Annotated in this window: 16 protein-coding genes and 1 riboswitch; of the genes, 6 read left to right on the top strand and 10 right to left on the bottom strand. The window is 38.7% G+C overall.

Features of this window, described 5'->3' with window-relative positions:
• Positions 1 to 173: 173 nt before the first annotated feature.
• The 5 genes from HMPREF2810_RS00815 to HMPREF2810_RS00795 form a co-directional block, all read right to left on the bottom strand.
• Positions 174 to 1,664, bottom strand: coding sequence for an aldehyde dehydrogenase family protein (locus HMPREF2810_RS00815; RefSeq protein WP_002383875.1), 1,491 nt, complete (start codon positions 1,662 to 1,664; stop codon positions 174 to 176).
• Between the two features lie 276 nt (positions 1,665 to 1,940).
• On the bottom strand, positions 1,941 to 3,452 hold the full coding sequence (locus HMPREF2810_RS00810; RefSeq protein WP_002383874.1) for a glucosaminidase domain-containing protein: 1,512 nt from the start codon (positions 3,450 to 3,452) through the stop codon (positions 1,941 to 1,943).
• A 227-nt stretch (positions 3,453 to 3,679) separates the two neighbouring features.
• The gene (locus HMPREF2810_RS00805; RefSeq protein ID WP_002356248.1) at positions 3,680 to 4,192 is read right to left on the bottom strand and encodes a transcription repressor NadR; all 513 of its coding nucleotides are present in this window, start codon (positions 4,190 to 4,192) and stop codon (positions 3,680 to 3,682) included.
• Between the two features lie 10 nt (positions 4,193 to 4,202).
• The gene (locus HMPREF2810_RS00800; protein ID WP_002383873.1) at positions 4,203 to 5,048 is read right to left on the bottom strand and encodes a chorismate mutase; all 846 of its coding nucleotides are present in this window, start codon (positions 5,046 to 5,048) and stop codon (positions 4,203 to 4,205) included.
• 4 nt (positions 5,049 to 5,052) lie between these two features.
• Positions 5,053 to 5,766 carry an NAD-dependent protein deacylase gene (locus HMPREF2810_RS00795; RefSeq protein ID WP_002383872.1) on the bottom strand — a complete coding sequence of 238 codons (714 nt, stop codon included), beginning with the start codon at positions 5,764 to 5,766 and terminating at the stop codon, positions 5,053 to 5,055.
• 172 nt (positions 5,767 to 5,938) lie between these two features.
• Between HMPREF2810_RS00795 and HMPREF2810_RS00790 the strand changes: the two genes are divergently transcribed.
• The 3 genes from HMPREF2810_RS00790 to HMPREF2810_RS00780 all read left to right on the top strand — a co-directional run bounded on the left by HMPREF2810_RS00790 (position 5,939) and on the right by HMPREF2810_RS00780 (position 9,129).
• Positions 5,939 to 6,235, top strand: a complete 297-nt coding sequence (locus tag HMPREF2810_RS00790; protein WP_002356244.1) for a hypothetical protein — start codon at positions 5,939 to 5,941, stop codon at positions 6,233 to 6,235.
• Between the two features lie 189 nt (positions 6,236 to 6,424).
• A riboswitch (Lysine riboswitch) is annotated at positions 6,425 to 6,599 on the top strand.
• Between the two features lie 194 nt (positions 6,600 to 6,793).
• Positions 6,794 to 8,377 (top strand): ABC transporter substrate-binding protein/permease, encoded by a 1,584-nt coding sequence (locus tag HMPREF2810_RS00785; RefSeq protein WP_002381368.1) that lies wholly within the window; start codon positions 6,794 to 6,796, stop codon positions 8,375 to 8,377.
• An 11-nt stretch (positions 8,378 to 8,388) separates the two neighbouring features.
• Positions 8,389 to 9,129: an amino acid ABC transporter ATP-binding protein gene (locus HMPREF2810_RS00780; RefSeq protein ID WP_002376401.1), complete on the top strand. Its 741-nt coding sequence runs from the start codon at positions 8,389 to 8,391 to the stop codon at positions 9,127 to 9,129.
• 44 nt (positions 9,130 to 9,173) lie between these two features.
• Here HMPREF2810_RS00780 and HMPREF2810_RS00775 read toward each other — a convergent pair whose 3' ends face one another.
• Positions 9,174 to 9,758: an LOG family protein gene (locus HMPREF2810_RS00775; RefSeq protein WP_002383869.1), complete on the bottom strand. Its 585-nt coding sequence runs from the start codon at positions 9,756 to 9,758 to the stop codon at positions 9,174 to 9,176.
• 173 nt (positions 9,759 to 9,931) lie between these two features.
• Here HMPREF2810_RS00775 and HMPREF2810_RS00770 point away from each other — a divergent pair, with 173 nt between their 5' ends.
• The 3 genes from HMPREF2810_RS00770 (at position 9,932) to HMPREF2810_RS00760 (ending at position 12,312) form a co-directional block, all read left to right on the top strand.
• Positions 9,932 to 10,423, top strand: a complete 492-nt coding sequence (locus HMPREF2810_RS00770; RefSeq protein WP_002376398.1) for a GNAT family N-acetyltransferase — start codon at positions 9,932 to 9,934, stop codon at positions 10,421 to 10,423.
• A 90-nt stretch (positions 10,424 to 10,513) separates the two neighbouring features.
• Positions 10,514 to 11,869, top strand: a complete 1,356-nt coding sequence (gene brnQ / locus HMPREF2810_RS00765; RefSeq protein ID WP_002383868.1) for a branched-chain amino acid transport system II carrier protein — start codon at positions 10,514 to 10,516, stop codon at positions 11,867 to 11,869.
• Between the two features lie 131 nt (positions 11,870 to 12,000).
• Positions 12,001 to 12,312, top strand: a complete 312-nt coding sequence (locus tag HMPREF2810_RS00760; RefSeq protein ID WP_002381365.1) for a heavy metal-binding domain-containing protein — start codon at positions 12,001 to 12,003, stop codon at positions 12,310 to 12,312.
• Positions 12,313 to 12,362: 50 nt separating this feature from the next.
• Here HMPREF2810_RS00760 and truA read toward each other — a convergent pair whose 3' ends face one another.
• The 4 genes from truA to HMPREF2810_RS00740 are packed head-to-tail and all read right to left on the bottom strand — an operon-like array spanning position 12,363 to position 15,609.
• Positions 12,363 to 13,112 (bottom strand): tRNA pseudouridine(38-40) synthase TruA, encoded by a 750-nt coding sequence (gene truA / locus HMPREF2810_RS00755; RefSeq protein WP_002383866.1) that lies wholly within the window; start codon positions 13,110 to 13,112, stop codon positions 12,363 to 12,365.
• Between the two features lie 18 nt (positions 13,113 to 13,130).
• Entirely contained in the window at positions 13,131 to 13,928 is a 798-nt protein-coding gene (locus tag HMPREF2810_RS00750; protein WP_002373841.1) for an energy-coupling factor transporter transmembrane component T family protein, read from the bottom strand.
• Positions 13,925 to 14,794 (bottom strand): energy-coupling factor ABC transporter ATP-binding protein, encoded by an 870-nt coding sequence (locus tag HMPREF2810_RS00745; protein ID WP_002381364.1) that lies wholly within the window; start codon positions 14,792 to 14,794, stop codon positions 13,925 to 13,927. The genes HMPREF2810_RS00750 and HMPREF2810_RS00745 overlap by 4 nt, the downstream gene beginning before the upstream one ends.
• Complete coding sequence (locus HMPREF2810_RS00740) at positions 14,770 to 15,609, bottom strand: energy-coupling factor ABC transporter ATP-binding protein (RefSeq protein WP_002359354.1); 840 nt, start codon at positions 15,607 to 15,609, stop codon at positions 14,770 to 14,772. Before HMPREF2810_RS00740 ends, HMPREF2810_RS00745 begins: the two co-directional genes overlap by 25 nt.
• Positions 15,610 to 15,711 lie beyond the last annotated feature (102 nt).

The raw sequence follows: 15,711 nt of genomic DNA, 5'->3' as shown, positions 1-15,711 counted from the left end.
ACTCCGCTTTAAAGCCTGGTACAAAAATCCAAAGTGATTTTTGCACCAGGCTTTACTTTTAATTTGTTTTACTTTACTCATCACCCAATTTTTTCAAAAAATTATTGTTTTGTTTAGCTCTAAAAATAACAATAACCAAAAATAAGTTTATTATCTAAAATTCACTACACTACTTAATACAGTCCATCTGCTTCTTCTTTTGTCACAATGTAAATATTTTTCATTTGCGTATAAGCATCTAGCATTGATTTATGCGTTTCTCGACCAATTCCTGATTTTTTATAACCGCCAAATGGCGCGCCCGCAGGCAATTGATTGTATGTGTTGACCCACATCCGACCTGTCCGCACACCACGAGCAACCCGTAATGCCACATTGATATCTTGAGAAAAGACGGCGCCACCTAGGCCATATTCAGAATCATTAGCTAAACGAATGACTTCTTCTTCCGTTTCAAATTTAATCACTGTTGCAACAGGACCAAAGATTTCTTCTTGGGCCACACACATTGTATTCGTGCCGTTTGCTAATAACGTAGGAGCTAAAAATGCCCCCTTGTCTAGCCCATTTTCTGTTAAACGTTGCCCTCCAGTAATCAGCGTAGCTCCTTCCTTCACACCAATTTCGACATATTTTAAAATTTCTTCCAATTGATGCTCATTGATCTGAGCGCCCATTTCAACATCTTTTTCCCACGGGAATCCAACGTTCACTTGTTCAAATTTTTCCTTTAAAGCTTCTACAAATTGATCATAAATACCTGACTGAACGAACACACGAGACCCAGCACAACAAACTTGCCCTTGATTGAATAAAATCCCTAACTGCACGCCTTCTAATGCACGTTCCCAATTGGCATCTTCAAAAATAATGTTGGCTGATTTTCCGCCAAGTTCTAAAGTGGCTGGAATTAGGCGGTCGGCAGCCGCTTTAGCGACAGTGTACCCCACCTCTGTTGAGCCTGTAAAAGCTAGCTTATCAAATCCTGGATGTGCCAACATATAATTTCCTGAATCAGAACCACGACCGGTGATTAAATTCACTACTCCTTTCGGCAAGACTTGATCAAAAATTTTAAACAATTCCAACAGACTTAATGATGTGCTCGAGGATGGATGAATCACAACAGTATTACCTGCTGCCAACGCTGGCGCTAATTTCCAAGCGCCCATTAATAAGGGGAAATTCCACGGAATAATTTGACCCACAACACCGATGGGTTCTTTCACAACAATGGATAACGTATCCTTATCAAATTCTTTGACAGACCCTTCTTCTGCACGAATCACACTAGCAAAATACCGAAAATGGTCTGCACTGGCAGGAACATCAATCGATTGCGTTTCCCGAAGCGGTTTTCCATTATCTAAAGTCTCCACCATAGCCAAATGTTCTTGATTTTCTTCAATCAAATCAGCAATTTTCAATAAAAGATTGCTTCTTGTTACAACATCAACATCTTTCCATGTCTGAAACGCTTCTTGAGCTGCTTCTACAGCTCGATCCACATCTTCATTTGTGGCATCAACAAATTCTGCTAATTTTTCGCCATTACTAGGATTGTAACTAGCAATCATTTTGTTACCACTACCTGTTGTCCACTCTCCATTAATATACAATTGATAGCTACTGGCAACTACTTGATTTATTTCTTTTTTACTCATTTACCCACCTCTTTTTTTATATTTGTATCCGCTTACAATTATAAGGCATCTTTCACCTAAAAGTAAATGATTCTACCTGAAAAAAATATAGCTCTCGGCGACTGTTGCTAACTTATCCCGACCTGAAATCTCCTGGCAATAACTGAATGTATCAAACTTTATTGGAGAAACCTTTTGCCACAAAAAAAGCTAGCACTGAAGAATTAAAATTGCTTCTTCAGTGCTAGCTTTGATTTTTACAACTCATTCGTTCTTATTGACAAAGAGCTGATTTTTTTATTTATCTTTTGGAACGATATAGTTCATTAAATGTGTTTCATCGGCTGAGATTGTACGTGTCGAAACAACGTTTAATCCCTTCACGTTCATTTCAGAAATTAAGATGCTACCATCTTTAAAGACTTTTTCCACAAATGCGACATGACCATAAGTATTGTCTGCGCCTAAAACACCAGCTGGGAAGGAAACCGCTGCGCCTGCTTTTGGTGTACGACTTACTTTGTACCCGCGTGCACGACCTGTTTCGCCCCAATCTTGACCATTCCCCATTGTTAAGTCCACACGTTTACCTAATTGCGTAATACGGTTGTAGACATATTGTGTACAGTTGCCCCAAGCATAACTATTAAAGGTGTCATAGTTTTTGCCATTATAGGCTGGGAAATTTGATTCCATTGGTTCAACGGTTGCTTTTTCTTTATCATAATAAGTTAAATCGTATGTTTTAATTAACGCATTTAATTTCTTATGATAATCTTTGTCCGTTGCGTATTTTCCTGTTAGGAAACGTGTCGCTTCTTTGTATGTTTTGGCTTCCGTTTTCCAGACACCATGATAGAAATCTTTATTGGAATCTAAACCATTTTTCAATAATTTCGCATAATCTTCCATTGATTCTTTATACGTTGGATATTGACGGAATTTTGCTTCTACTGTGTATAGGTTACCGAAACCATTGTCTTCATAGGTAATAAAAGAAACAGATTGACCTTTGTAATCGCCTTTAATACCAAACAAATTGTAGTTTGGTTTCTGGCTTAACTTACTATTGCCGCTGCCACTTTCTAAAATTGCTTGAGCAATCATCACACTAGCATATAAGTTTTTGTCCTTGGCCACTTTCCGAGCAGATTCACCGATTTCTTGAATAAACTCTTCTGTCTTCTTCGTTTTGCTGACCGTAAACGTCTCATCGTCTTCCACTAACCCAACCGTTTCATTTGTAACTGGTGGGACTATTTCAGGTTGCGGTGTTGACGCTGCTGGTTGCTCTACTGGCTTTTCAGCTGGTGCTGTTGGTGTCACTGGTTTCGCCGGCTGTTTTGATTCAGAAGTACTCGTGCCAGGTTTTGGCTGTTCTTTAGAAGAACTTGGTGTGGTCGTTGGCGTGGTACTTGATTCAGTTGTACTTGTTGACGTAGAATCTGTGGTTGACTCTGTTGTACTCGTCGAGGTGGAGTCAGTAGTCGATTCTGTCGTACTTGTGGATGTAGAATCCGTTGTGGAATCTGTCGTTTCGGTTCCTGACGTTTCCGTGGACTCCGTGGTTGCAGATTCACTTGATTCGGTTGAACTTTCTGTTTCAGTTGTTGATTCTTCTGTCGCTTCTGTTGTTTCACTAGTCGCTGTCGTTTCAGTGGCTTCAGCAGTTGTTGCTTCTGCGGTTGTTTCTGCGACAGAACTATTTTCAGCTACCAAGTTATTACCTTCTGCAAATGCACCTACTGGCATTGATGAACCTAAAAGTAATAAGGTAGAGAACAGGGCAAATTGTTTTTTCATACTCATTCTCCTTTTTTATTTTTCTCCATTTATTTTTATGTACCAACATAATAATTGACATAGTTATTGTTTAAATGGCTCCTTTTTTAATAGTATACTGTTTCATAAAAAATTTCTAGCAAAAAGTTAAAAAAATAGAAGAAAATTCACAAATTCTTCTATCTTTTTTTGGTAATTTTCTAAGAAAAAAAAGAAAGGGCTTGAACAAACATCAATGTCCTCTCTTTTTCTCGTTATCCTTCAAACAAAATACTTTTTTTTCGAAGCGCCTCTTTGATTTCTTGGAAAGTTTCTTCGTCTGCACAGCGAATAGTATGCAGATGGACGCCTCCTGTTAAAACTGATAGTAATGTAGCATGCTCTTTTTGATACTTGTCCATAAATTTATCAATATCTTTCTCTGATTGAATGCGCAAACTGCCGATTAATTCCCCATAAAGCGGATGTGCAATACTCACATCTACCACTTCTCCACCTTTGGCAACAATGACTGACAATTCTTCTCTCGTTTGTTCAGGCGTATGTTGACAAGCAATTTTCCGCTCAATTCCTTCTAAAGGTTGTTCCAACATATACCCTCGAGCTGTTGCGACAATTTCGACCCCTGTCGCCCGTAATAGAGCGACATCCCCTACAATAATTTGTCTGCTGACATCAAAAGCTTTTGCAAAACGAGTGGCACTAATTGGCTTTTCGGTCTCTCTTAATCTTTTAACAATCTCTCTTCTTCTGATTTCTCCATCCACAACCTTCGCCTCACTCTCCTAAATGTTTTTCTTGGAAACGTTTAGAGGCGTCCATAATTCCCTGGAAAGTCTCAGATAATGTTTCTTCATAATCGGCATTTTCAACATGATTCAGAATAGTTTCTAATACTTGTTGTTCTCTTTCAGAATCAAAAACCGCATGACCTGCTTTCTTTTTCACTGCAGCAATCTCTGCGACGACATCCATCCGCTGTTCTAATAAACGGACCAGTTCCTTATCGATTTGGTTAATCTTTGCTCGTTGTTGTTCTAAAGAAGTTGTTGGGGCGTCATCTTCAGTCAATTCTTTAATTATCCGTGCTGGATTACCTGCGATCACACAGTTTTCTGGGAACGATTTGGTCACAACAGCACCTGCTGCCACCACTACATTATCACCTAATGTTACGCCAGGAAGGACAATCGCTCCACCGCCAATCCAAACATTGTTGCCAATGATAATTCGTTTCCCTGATTCCATTCCGCTATTACGCTTGGCCGCTTGTAATGGATGCTCGGCTGTATAGAGTTGCACATTGGGGCCAAACATACAGTTATCGCCAATTTCAATTGGACAAACATCTAAAAAAACGTTATTAAAATTGGCATAGAAATTTTTCCCCACAGAAATGTTGTAGCCGTAATCAAATTGAATCATCGGTTCGATGTACGTCCCGACACCCACTTTTCCAAATGTTTCTTCTATTAATTGACGACGAATATAAGTGTCTGGTTGTTGGTTAATTAACGCCATTTGTTCACGGGCTTTTTTGCGATCAGCCACTAATTCAGGATCTGAGGCAAAATATAGTGTACCTGCGATCATTTTTTCTTTTTCTGATTTAAATTCTTCCATTCCGTTACTCCTTTATCGTTAATTCTGCAAATATCGTTTCGGCTTTCGCTTCTAAAAAATAATAAGGTTGTTGTAAAAATAGCGGCGTTTGATTAATGGCTAAAATAGCTGCCGTTGGTTGTTTATAATGAATCAAATCGCAAAATGGATGCACTTGAAAACTCGTGCCGACAATCACGATTAAGTCGGCAGAAGCAACGGCCTGAATGGCTTTTTCGATTGCCTCTTCGGATAAGCCTTCTTCATACAAAGTAATAGCTGGACGGATTTGTCCATGACAGTCTGCGTGCCGATCACTAAGTAAATAGTCTTGCCAAGGAACCGTTGTACCACAAGTTTGGCAATAACATTCATATAAATTACCATGAAAGTCCACCACTTCTTGGCTACCTGCTTTTCGATGAAGCCCATCAATATTTTGTGAAACAATTTTTCCCCGTTTCATTTGCTCTAATTGTGCCATTTTCTGGTGAATGATATTAGGTTGTGCGTCTGGATGATAGAGCGTTTTAACGAATTGATAAAACTTTTCTGGCTCTGTTTTTAAGCAAGTCCGGCTCAATAAGTATTCCGGTTGCTGGATTCCTTGATAGACACCTTTTAAGGAACGATAATCTGGCACACCTGAGGCTGTCGAGATACCCGCACCTGTTAAAAATGTGAGTTTTTGTTGGGTTGCCAACCAATGAATTGCCTCGGCTTGCGTGATATCTTGCATATCGATTCAGCTCCTAATCTTCTATATTATAACGTATTTTAACATTAGCACCAAAAGTTTTTCCACTTTTTGAAAACTTCTTACCTATATATTGATTTATCTTGAAAGAGTTTGTGACAAATTTCTCAACTCGTGGTAAAATATGCATGAGTAAAAGTGAGGTGAAACAACAATGGTCGCATTTATTATTTATTGGGCTGCAATTATTGCCTGCATCGCTTGGGGCGTTTTAAGCATTTGGTTCTCTGTTTTTTATCTTTCTCGTAAAGAAAACGGAAATCTTTGGGCTTTTGCGTTCTTCAACGTTATCGCTATTATCGCCTTAGCAATTGTTTTATTAGTTTACAAAACTTGGGATTTCGGTATCTTAACTTACTCAAGTCTAATTTATACAATTTTAGCTTCTTTAGGTGTATTGACTGTTCTTCAAGCTATTTTAGGTCGTGAACCAAAAGCTGTCAAAGCTTAAGTAAAAAGCAACTGTTCCTTTAGGAATGGTTGCTTTTTTCGTATTAGTTTCTATTTCGTAGGGAAAATGTTACGCTAATTTCATGGTGTTTGTGTCCTCTTGATAAATTCCTTTGCTGGAACATATTGACTTTCTTCTGGATTTATCCTAAAATTAATAACTGAATTTAATAACTGAATAGTGCCTCAAAAAAGAGGTAGAGGTCGCGGTTTTTATTACGCTTGTGGAGTGAGAGGACACTGGGAAGCAAGTTTAGGATCAATCGCCGAAATGCATAACGGAGCCTCTTCTGTTGTGTGTTGGGACGTAAGTTAAGAGCTTGCGGACTGTCTTAGTAGTGATGCTAAGTTGTGCTATGTTTCGTTGAGGAATTTTTTTCGACATTACCTAGCAACCTTACATCTGTTTGGTTGTTTTTTTGTATTCAAAAATAGGTTGTGACAGAAGTATTCTCCTTTAAAAAGACAGAATCGCTTTTGCTCAGCTGATTATCAAAGCTTGTTGATTGAAAAAAGACAAAACGATCAATCAGACAAGAAATTTAAAGGAGAGAAAAAGATGAACAAAAAAGTTTTTTCATTCAGTCTACTACTTGTCACGCTATTTTCGTTACTTGGCATGACAACCAACGCTTCGGCGGAGGAAAATGGTGAATTTCGTGTCGGCATGGAAGCTGGCTACGCCCCTTTTAACTGGTCACAGAAAAATGACGCACATGGCGCAGTGCCTATTCAAGGCAACTCTTATGCAGGCGGCTATGATGTTCAAATTTCTAAAAAAATTGCCGATGGTTTAGGTCGTAAATTAGTAATTGTCCAAACCAAATGGGACGGCTTGGCGCCCGCCTTACAATCTGGAAAAATTGATGCCATTATCGCCGGAATGAGCCCAACCGCTGAACGAAAAAAAGAAATTGCTTTTACAAACCCTTATTATGAATCACAATTTGTCGTAATTGTAAAAAAAGATGGCAAATACGCTAATGCAAAAAGCTTGAAAGATTTAGCTGATGCTAAAATTACAGCTCAACTAAATACATTCCACTACGGATTAATTGATCAAATTCCAAATGTCAATAAACAGCAAGCAATGGATAACTTTTCAGCTATGCGAACAGCACTTGCTTCTGGCATGATTGATGGGTATGTTAGTGAACGCCCTGAAGGCATAACAGCAACTAGTGTCAATAAAGAATTAAAAATGTTAGAATTTCCAAAAGAAAATGGCTTTGATGCTAGCGCTGAAGACTCGCAAGTAGCAGTCGGCATGCGTAAAGGCGATCCAGACATTGAAAAAGTAAACAAAATTTTAGCAGGTATTTCTCAAGATGAACGGACAAAAATTATGGACCAAGCAATCAAGGATCAACCTGCAGCAACAGATAGTGATGAACAAAAAACAGGACTTATTAACGATTTCAAAAATATTTGGAATCAATATGGCGACATGTTTTTACGTGGTGCTGGTTTAACGCTATTTATCGCGTTAATTGGGACGGTCGTCGGAACAACCCTTGGTTTACTAATTGGTGTCTTCCGTACAATTCCAGATTCTGAAAACCCAGTCGCTCGTTTCTTCCAAAAATTAGGAAATTTAATTCTTTCTATTTATATTGAAGTTTTCCGTGGTACACCAATGATGGTTCAAGCAATGGTTATTTTCTATGGTTTAGCTCTAGCTTTTGGCATCTCTTTAGACCGAACAGTGGCCGCACTATTTATCGTTTCTGTGAATACTGGTGCCTATATGTCTGAAATTGTTCGCGGAGGTATTTTCGCAGTAGATAAAGGACAATTCGAGGCAGCACAAGCGATTGGGATGACCCATGGACAAACAATGCGTAAAGTCGTTATTCCCCAAGTATTACGTAATATTTTACCTGCAACAGGGAATGAATTTGTCATTAATATCAAAGATACGGCCGTGTTAAGTGTTATCGGTGTCGCAGATTTATTCTTCCAAGGGAATGCTGCTTCTGGCGCAAACTTCCAGTTCTTCCAAACCTTTACAATTGTCGGCATCATGTACTTGGTAATGACTTTTGTGATTACACGAATCTTACGTGTTGTGGAACGTAAAATGGATGGCCCTTCTGCTTACGTTAAAGTAGAAGAATTAACTGAAGAAGGAAAAGAAAGCTAGGAGGCAAACAAATGAGTGCAATTATTGAAATTGAACATTTACGAAAAAGCTTTGGCGAAAACGAAGTATTAAAAGATATCAATATGAACGTCAATAAAGGAGAAGTTGTCACCATTATCGGTTCTTCTGGTTCTGGTAAATCAACGTTACTACGTTGTATTAATTTGTTAGAAAAACCAACAGATGGCAAAATCATCTATAATGGTAAAAATGTTTTAGAACGTGGTTATAGTTTGCCCAAATATCGGACCCATTTAGGTATGGTTTTCCAATCATTCAATTTATTTAATAATATGAATGTCTTAGAAAATTGTACTTCTGGTCAGATGACTGTCCTAAAAAGAAACAAAGAAGAAGCCAAAAAAATTGCCTTAGAAAATTTAGAAAAAGTTGGCATGGCTCGTTTTATTGATGCCAAACCTGCTCAATTGTCTGGTGGACAAAAGCAACGGGTAGCCATTGCTCGAGCATTATCAATGGATCCAGATGTTTTACTTTTCGATGAACCAACTTCTGCATTGGATCCTGAAATGGTTGGCGAAGTGCTAAAAACGATGAAAAATCTTGCCCATACAGGGCTAACAATGGTGATTGTAACACATGAAATGGAATTTGCGCGGGACGTATCCGATCGTGTTATTTTCATGGATAAAGGTGTCATTGCCGAAGAAGGGACCGCTGAAGATATTTTTATCCATCCAAAAGAAGCTCGGACAAAAGAGTTCTTACATCGGATTTTAACGAAAAACTAGTAAAAAAGAGGCAGTCATTCTGGTTAGAGTGACTGCCTCTTTTGTTATTTTTTGTATTGACGAATCATTGGCGGTTCATAGGAATCAATAAATGCACCAATTTCTTCTAAGGAATCTGAAATGAAAATTTTAGCTCGATCCGCTTCTGTTAAGAAACTAGTTTCTACCATTTTATCAAAAAAGGCAGCTAATAAATCATAGTAACCATTCACGTTGTATAAAATACAAGGATTCATATGTTCACCGACTCGGCCCCAAGAGATCACCTCGCTAATTTCTTCGAGTGTACCTGGACCACCGGGCAAAGCTAAATACACATCTGCCAATTCAATCATCTTTTTCTTACGCGCATGCATATCGCTAACTGTATGCATCTTTGTAATGCCATTATGTGCAATCTCCCGCTCCATTAAAAAAGTGGGCATAACACCAATTACCTCTCCACCTTCTGCTAAAAGCGTGTCAGCCACCGTACCCATTAGACCAACATTGCCACCGCCATAAACTAGATCATAGTGATTTTCTTTCATCCAAGCGGCTAACGCTACTGCAGCTTGCTGATAGATTGGCTCATTCCCCAGACTGGCGCCACAATATACTGCCATTTTTTTCACAAACATACCCTCCATTTAGATAGATTCTTTTTTACCATCTATCCTCTGGTAGCTATGGTAGCATATTTTGATTTTCTCGAAAAGGTGCAGCCATTTTTCTTTTCGTTTTAAAAGTATTTGAATTTTCAGACAATAAATGCTATAGTCTTTTTATATTTTAAAATTTCAGAAAAAGGAGCCCTATTATCTTGTCTACCTCACTCACTATTCGCTTAGTTGCCGAAGCCGATTGGCCCGCATTACATGCCTTGGACCAAATCATTTGGACAAAAAAGAATACCCCTGCCGAGATACAACCACTCTCGCTTGCGGCATATCAGGAAAAAATGAAAGATGAAACGATTTTTGTTGCCATTAGCGGACAACAACTCGCTGGATTTATTGAAGTCCATCCGCCCACTTCGTTAGCAGCTCATCAAAAACAATGGCTACTAAGTATTGGCGTTTCGCCAGATTTCCAAGGCCAAGGGATTGGTGGTTCTTTGTTGTCGTATGTCAAAGAGATGGCCCAGATAAGCGGGATTCATAAGCTGAGTTTGCGAGTAATGGCTACCAATCAAGAAGCCATTCGATTCTATGAAAAACATGGTTTTGTGCAGGAAGCACATTTTAAAGAAGAATTTTATATAAATGGACACTATTGTGATGATTATCAGTATGCTTATTTCATAGAAAAATAAGAAAACCAATGTTTTCTATAAAAACTGGTTGCTCTCTGTTTCTTCTTCTGTTATTTTAAATAATAAGACAATATTAAGGAGTGTGAATCTATGCAAAAAAAGTTAGTTTGGCGTGATTATCTATACGTTGGTTCAATGTTATTCGGTTTGTTTTTCGGTGCTGGAAATTTAATTTTCCCTGTACATATGGGACAAGAAGCGGGGGCTTCCGTCTTTTTAGCAAACTTGGGCTTCTTAGCCACTGGAATTGGCTTACCTTTTCTTGGTGTCATTGCTATGGGTGTTTCTAAAAGTTCAGGTGTTTTTGACTTAGCTTCTCGGATTAATCGTCGTTATGCTCTTATTTTTACCTTACTATTATATTTAACGATTGGTCCTTTCTTTGCTTTACCAAGGTTAGCAACTACTTCTTTTGAGATTGGTCTTGCACCATTTGTCCCTAAAGACTTGCAATGGCTGGTTCTTGCTGGTTTTTCCGCATTATTTTTCTTAGCTGTTTGGCTCTTCTCTAGAAAGCCAAGTAAAATCTTAGATTATGTGGGTAAATTTTTAAATCCGTTATTTTTAGCATTGCTAGGAATTTTGATTGTTTTAGCCTTTGTAAAACCATTAGGTCATGTGGCCAGTGCCGCTGTTGGTGAAAATTATATTTCAAGTCCTTTTTTTAAAGGATTTACAGAAGGTTATAATACGTTGGATGCTTTAGCTTCATTAGCTTTTGGGATTGTTGTCGTTTCCACTTTACGAAATATGGGCGTCGAAAAACCAGGAGATATCGCTAAAGGAATGATTAAATCAGGTGCTTTCAGTGTTGTATTGATGGGGATTATCTATACCTTACTTGCTTATATGGGAACAATGAGTATCGGGGCTTTTCCAATCAGTGAAAACGGCGGGATTGCCTTAGCCCAAATTGCTAATTACTATTTAGGCCTACCAGGGAGTATTTTACTGGCTTTTATCGTAGTTCTTGCTTGTTTAAAAACTGGTATCGGCTTAAGCACAGCCTTTTCTGAGACTTTTGAAGAAATGTTTCCGAAAGTTTCCTATCAAAAATTCTTGGCAATTGTTGTTATTTTACCAGCTATTTTTGCAAATGTCGGCTTAACCAACATCATTCAATTTGCCGTTCCAGTCTTGATGTTCCTTTATCCATTGGCGATTACTTTAATGCTTTTGGTAATCATCAGTCCTATTTTCAAACATCGACGGGAAGTCTATCAAGCAACGACCTATATCACATTGATTGCTGCTGTTTTAGATGCATTAAATAGCGCGCCTACCTTTATCAAAGATACGGCGTTTGTAACAACGCTTTTAGAAAAAGCCGGCCAATACTTACCATTATTCACTATTGGCATGGGCTGGGTCGTTCCAGCAACGGTTGCTTTTCTAATTAGTTGGGTTTGGGTCATGATTTCTAAAAAAGATCCTATTCTTGATTAATTATTACTAAAACGGCACTAGAAAAATGTGGAAGCGCATCTTTTCTAGTGTCGTTTTTATGTATATTCGTTGTACCAAACTCTTGACTATGGTAAATTGAAGTTACCAACAAGTACTGGAGGAAATTGCCCATGTTAGTTACAACAACCGAGAGAATTAGCGGTCAAGAATATGAAATTATTGGAGAAGTTTTCGGGTTAACCACACGTTCTAAAAATATGTTTAAAGATTTAGGTGCTGGACTAAAAAGCGTAGTTGGCGGTGAAATCAAAGGTTACACTGATATGCAACGAGAAGCACGCGACCAAGCAATCGAACGTTTAAAAGCAGAAGCCTCTAAATTAGGTGCAGATGCCGTTGTGATGATGCGTTTTGATTCTGGCACAATTGGCACAGACATGCAATCTGTCGTGGCTTACGGAACAGCTGTTAAATACATCTAAATTTTGCAACTAAAAAGACGCAGACCTTTTCTTGTAAGGTCTACGTCTTTTTATTTTTCATATTTCACTTCTGCTAAATACAATCCTTCTGGATGAGCAGTCGGACCTGCTAAATTTCGATCTTTGGCTGCGATAATTGCTGGAATCGCGGTTGGTTCCAGCCGCCCATTGCCGATTTTCAATAGCGTACCAACTAAAATCCGAATCATTTTGTACAAGAAACCATCGCCCCGAAAAGTGAATGTTAATTCATCCCCCGTTTCATTGACATGAACACTGGCTTCATGAATAGTTCGGACTTTATCTTCTACTGAACTTCCTGAGGCACAGAAAGAGGTAAAATCATGGGTACCTAATAAATCAGGTAAAGCTTGTTGGATTTTTTCGAGATCAATGGGATACGGAAAATAACTGGCATAAAAACGTCGAAATGGACTTCGTGGTTTGCCAATGTCCACTTTAAATTGATAGGTTTTTTCGATCACGTGATAACGTGCATGAAAGTCTTCTGAAACACGTTCCACGCTTCGCACAGCAATGTCTTCGGGTGTTTGTGTGTCTAACGCAAAGCGCATTTTTTCCAACGGACGTTCCTGCGGATAATCAAAGTGAATCACTTGGCCTATTGCATGAACACCTGCATCTGTTCGTCCTGAACCAAAAACCGTCACGGAGCGTCCGTTATTCATGCGTGCTAACGTTTTTTCTATTTCTTCTTGAACGGTACGCTCATTAGGCTGCTTTTGAAAGCCATGAAAATGAGTGCCATCATAGGCAATGATTGCTTTATAGCGGGGCATAATTTTTCTTCACCTTTTCTAAGTTCTTAATACAAATAAGCCAATGGTTAACAAGACAAAGCCAAACATTACTATTGTATCTCGTAGGTGCCAATGAAGAATGCGGTATTTCGTCCGTCCTTCACCGCCTTGATAACCTCTTGCTTCCATGGCAGTCGCTAAGTCTTCCGCACGATTAAAACTACTTACGAAAAGCGGAATCAAAAGTGGAACAATAGCTTTCATTTTTTGAAGTAAGTTTCCTTCACCAAAATCAACACCACGGGCACGTTGGGCATTCATAATCTTTTCCGTTTCATCCATTAATGTTGGGACAAAACGTAAGGCAATTGATAACATCAATGAAACTTCATGAACTGGAAATTTCACCACACGAAGTGGGCGTAACAAATATTCAATCGCATCTGATAACTCTAATGGTGCCGTCGTTAAAGTTAATAACGTTGACATGAAAATAATTAAAACAAAACGACAGAAAATAAATAGCCCATTCGTCACACCAAACTGGGTAATGGAAATAATTCCCCACTGAAAGTACACCTCTCCCCCTTGTGTAAACAAGGTTTGAAGAGCCACAGTAAACAGAATTAGCCATAATAATGGCCGAACACCGCGGATAAAGAAGCGGGCGCTGATTTTTGATAATGAAATAGCAAAAGCAGTAAAGGCTGCTATTAAAACATAACTCTGCCAATTATTTGCTAAAAAGATAATTCCAATAAAATAAAAACTAGCTAATAATTTTGCACGCGGATCTAAACGATGGATAAAAGAATCGCCTGGAATATAACGCCCAAAAATCAATTTATTCATCATTTTGCCTCACCTGCTTCCTGCATTTTTTTCAGAAGCTGATCGGCTAATTGATCGGCCGTTAATGGTAATTGCTCAAAAGAAAAGCCTTTTGCCACTAATTTTTCAGCAAATTCGGCTGCAGTTGGCACGCCTAATTGTTTTTCTTTCAGCCATTGTGTCTCTTGAAACACTTCTTGTGGTGCTCCCGCTCGGACGATTTGTCCTTTTTCTAAAACAATCACATGATCTGCGTAATTAGCCACGTCATCCATCAAATGTGTCACTAAAACGATGGTCATATTATGTTCCTTATGCAGACGACTAAACATCTCCATCATTTCTTTACGACCCTTAGGATCCAAACCAGCGGTCGGTTCGTCTAATACTAAGACTTCTGGTTCCATCGCTAGCACACCAGCAATTGCGACACGGCGCATTTGGCCACCTGATAACTCAAACGGAGAATGTTGTAAGTATTTTTCATCTAAGCCGACTAAATCAAGCATTTTCTTAGCTAACTTTTTCGCTTCTTCGTCTGAAACACCAAAATTTTTCGGTCCGAAAGCGATGTCTCGCTCCACTGTTTCTTCAAACAATTGTGCTTCTGGAAATTGAAAAACGATCCCAACTTTTTTACGAATTGGTTTTAAATTCTTATTATCAGTTTCTGGCGTAATCACACGCTCTCCAATTGTCACTTGGCCTTTAGTTGGTTTCACCAAAGCATTCAAATGTTGTAATAACGTTGATTTGCCACTGCCAGTATGTCCGACAATCGCTGTATAAGAGCCGTCTTGAATCGTTAAATTAATATCGAATAATGCCCGTTGCTCAAAAGGAGTATTGGGTTGGTAAGTAAAATCTACTTGTTTAAAACGGATGTCCATAACCAATCCACCATCCCTTCTTCTGTTAAATAATTCGTTGGCACAACAACGCCACGCTCTTTCAAAGCTACTTTTAATTTTTCAGGAAACGGTAAATCCAAGCCCATTTCAACAAGCGCTTCTCCTGCAGAAAAAATCTTTTCTGGTGTTCCTTCGTTTGTCAATTGTCCTTGGCGCATCACTAAAATACGATTCGCATTAGCCGCTTCATCAATATCGTGGGTAATAGAAATAACTGTTAAATTGCTTTCTTCTTTAATCTTTTGAATGGTAGCAATCACTTCTGCACGACCTTCTGGATCTAACATACTTGTCGCTTCGTCTAAAATAATAATATCTGGTCGCAAAGCAACCACACCAGCGATAGCTACTCGTTGTTTTTGGCCGCCAGATAGCCGAGCAGGTTCTCGCTTGGCAAAATCTAACATACGAACCCGTTCTAATGCATCGTGAACACGTTCGACCATTTCATCACGCGGAATACCTTGATTTTCTAAACCAAAAGCCACATCGTCTTCGACTGTTGAACCGACAAATTGGTTATCTGGATTCTGAAAAACCATTCCTACCATACGCCGGATATCCCAGACGTTTGCTTCATTTAATTCTTTGCCGCCAACTTTGATAGTCCCAGCAGCTGGCAGTAACAGCCCATTGATCGTTTTGGCTAACGTTGATTTACCAGAACCATTATGGCCAATAATAGCGACCCATTCGCCTTGTTGAATGGAAAAAGACACATCTTTTAAAGCGGGAGAAGCATCTTCTGGTTGATAATTAAATTGGATATTATTTAGTTCAATGATTGGTTGCATCGCGTACTCCCTCAATCTATTTATTCTTTCTAACACTACCAAAAAAGTAGCGTTTTTTCAATCATCTGTTCTGATTCTTCACACTATTTTTTATTATACCAA

The sequence above is a fragment of the Enterococcus sp. HMSC078F03 genome (assembly GCF_001811595.1).
In the GTDB taxonomy this organism is placed as follows: Bacteria; Bacillota; Bacilli; order Lactobacillales; family Enterococcaceae; genus Enterococcus; species Enterococcus faecalis.
Note: the sequence above shows the minus strand (reverse complement) of the source record. Positions and strands in the feature narration are given on the sequence as shown.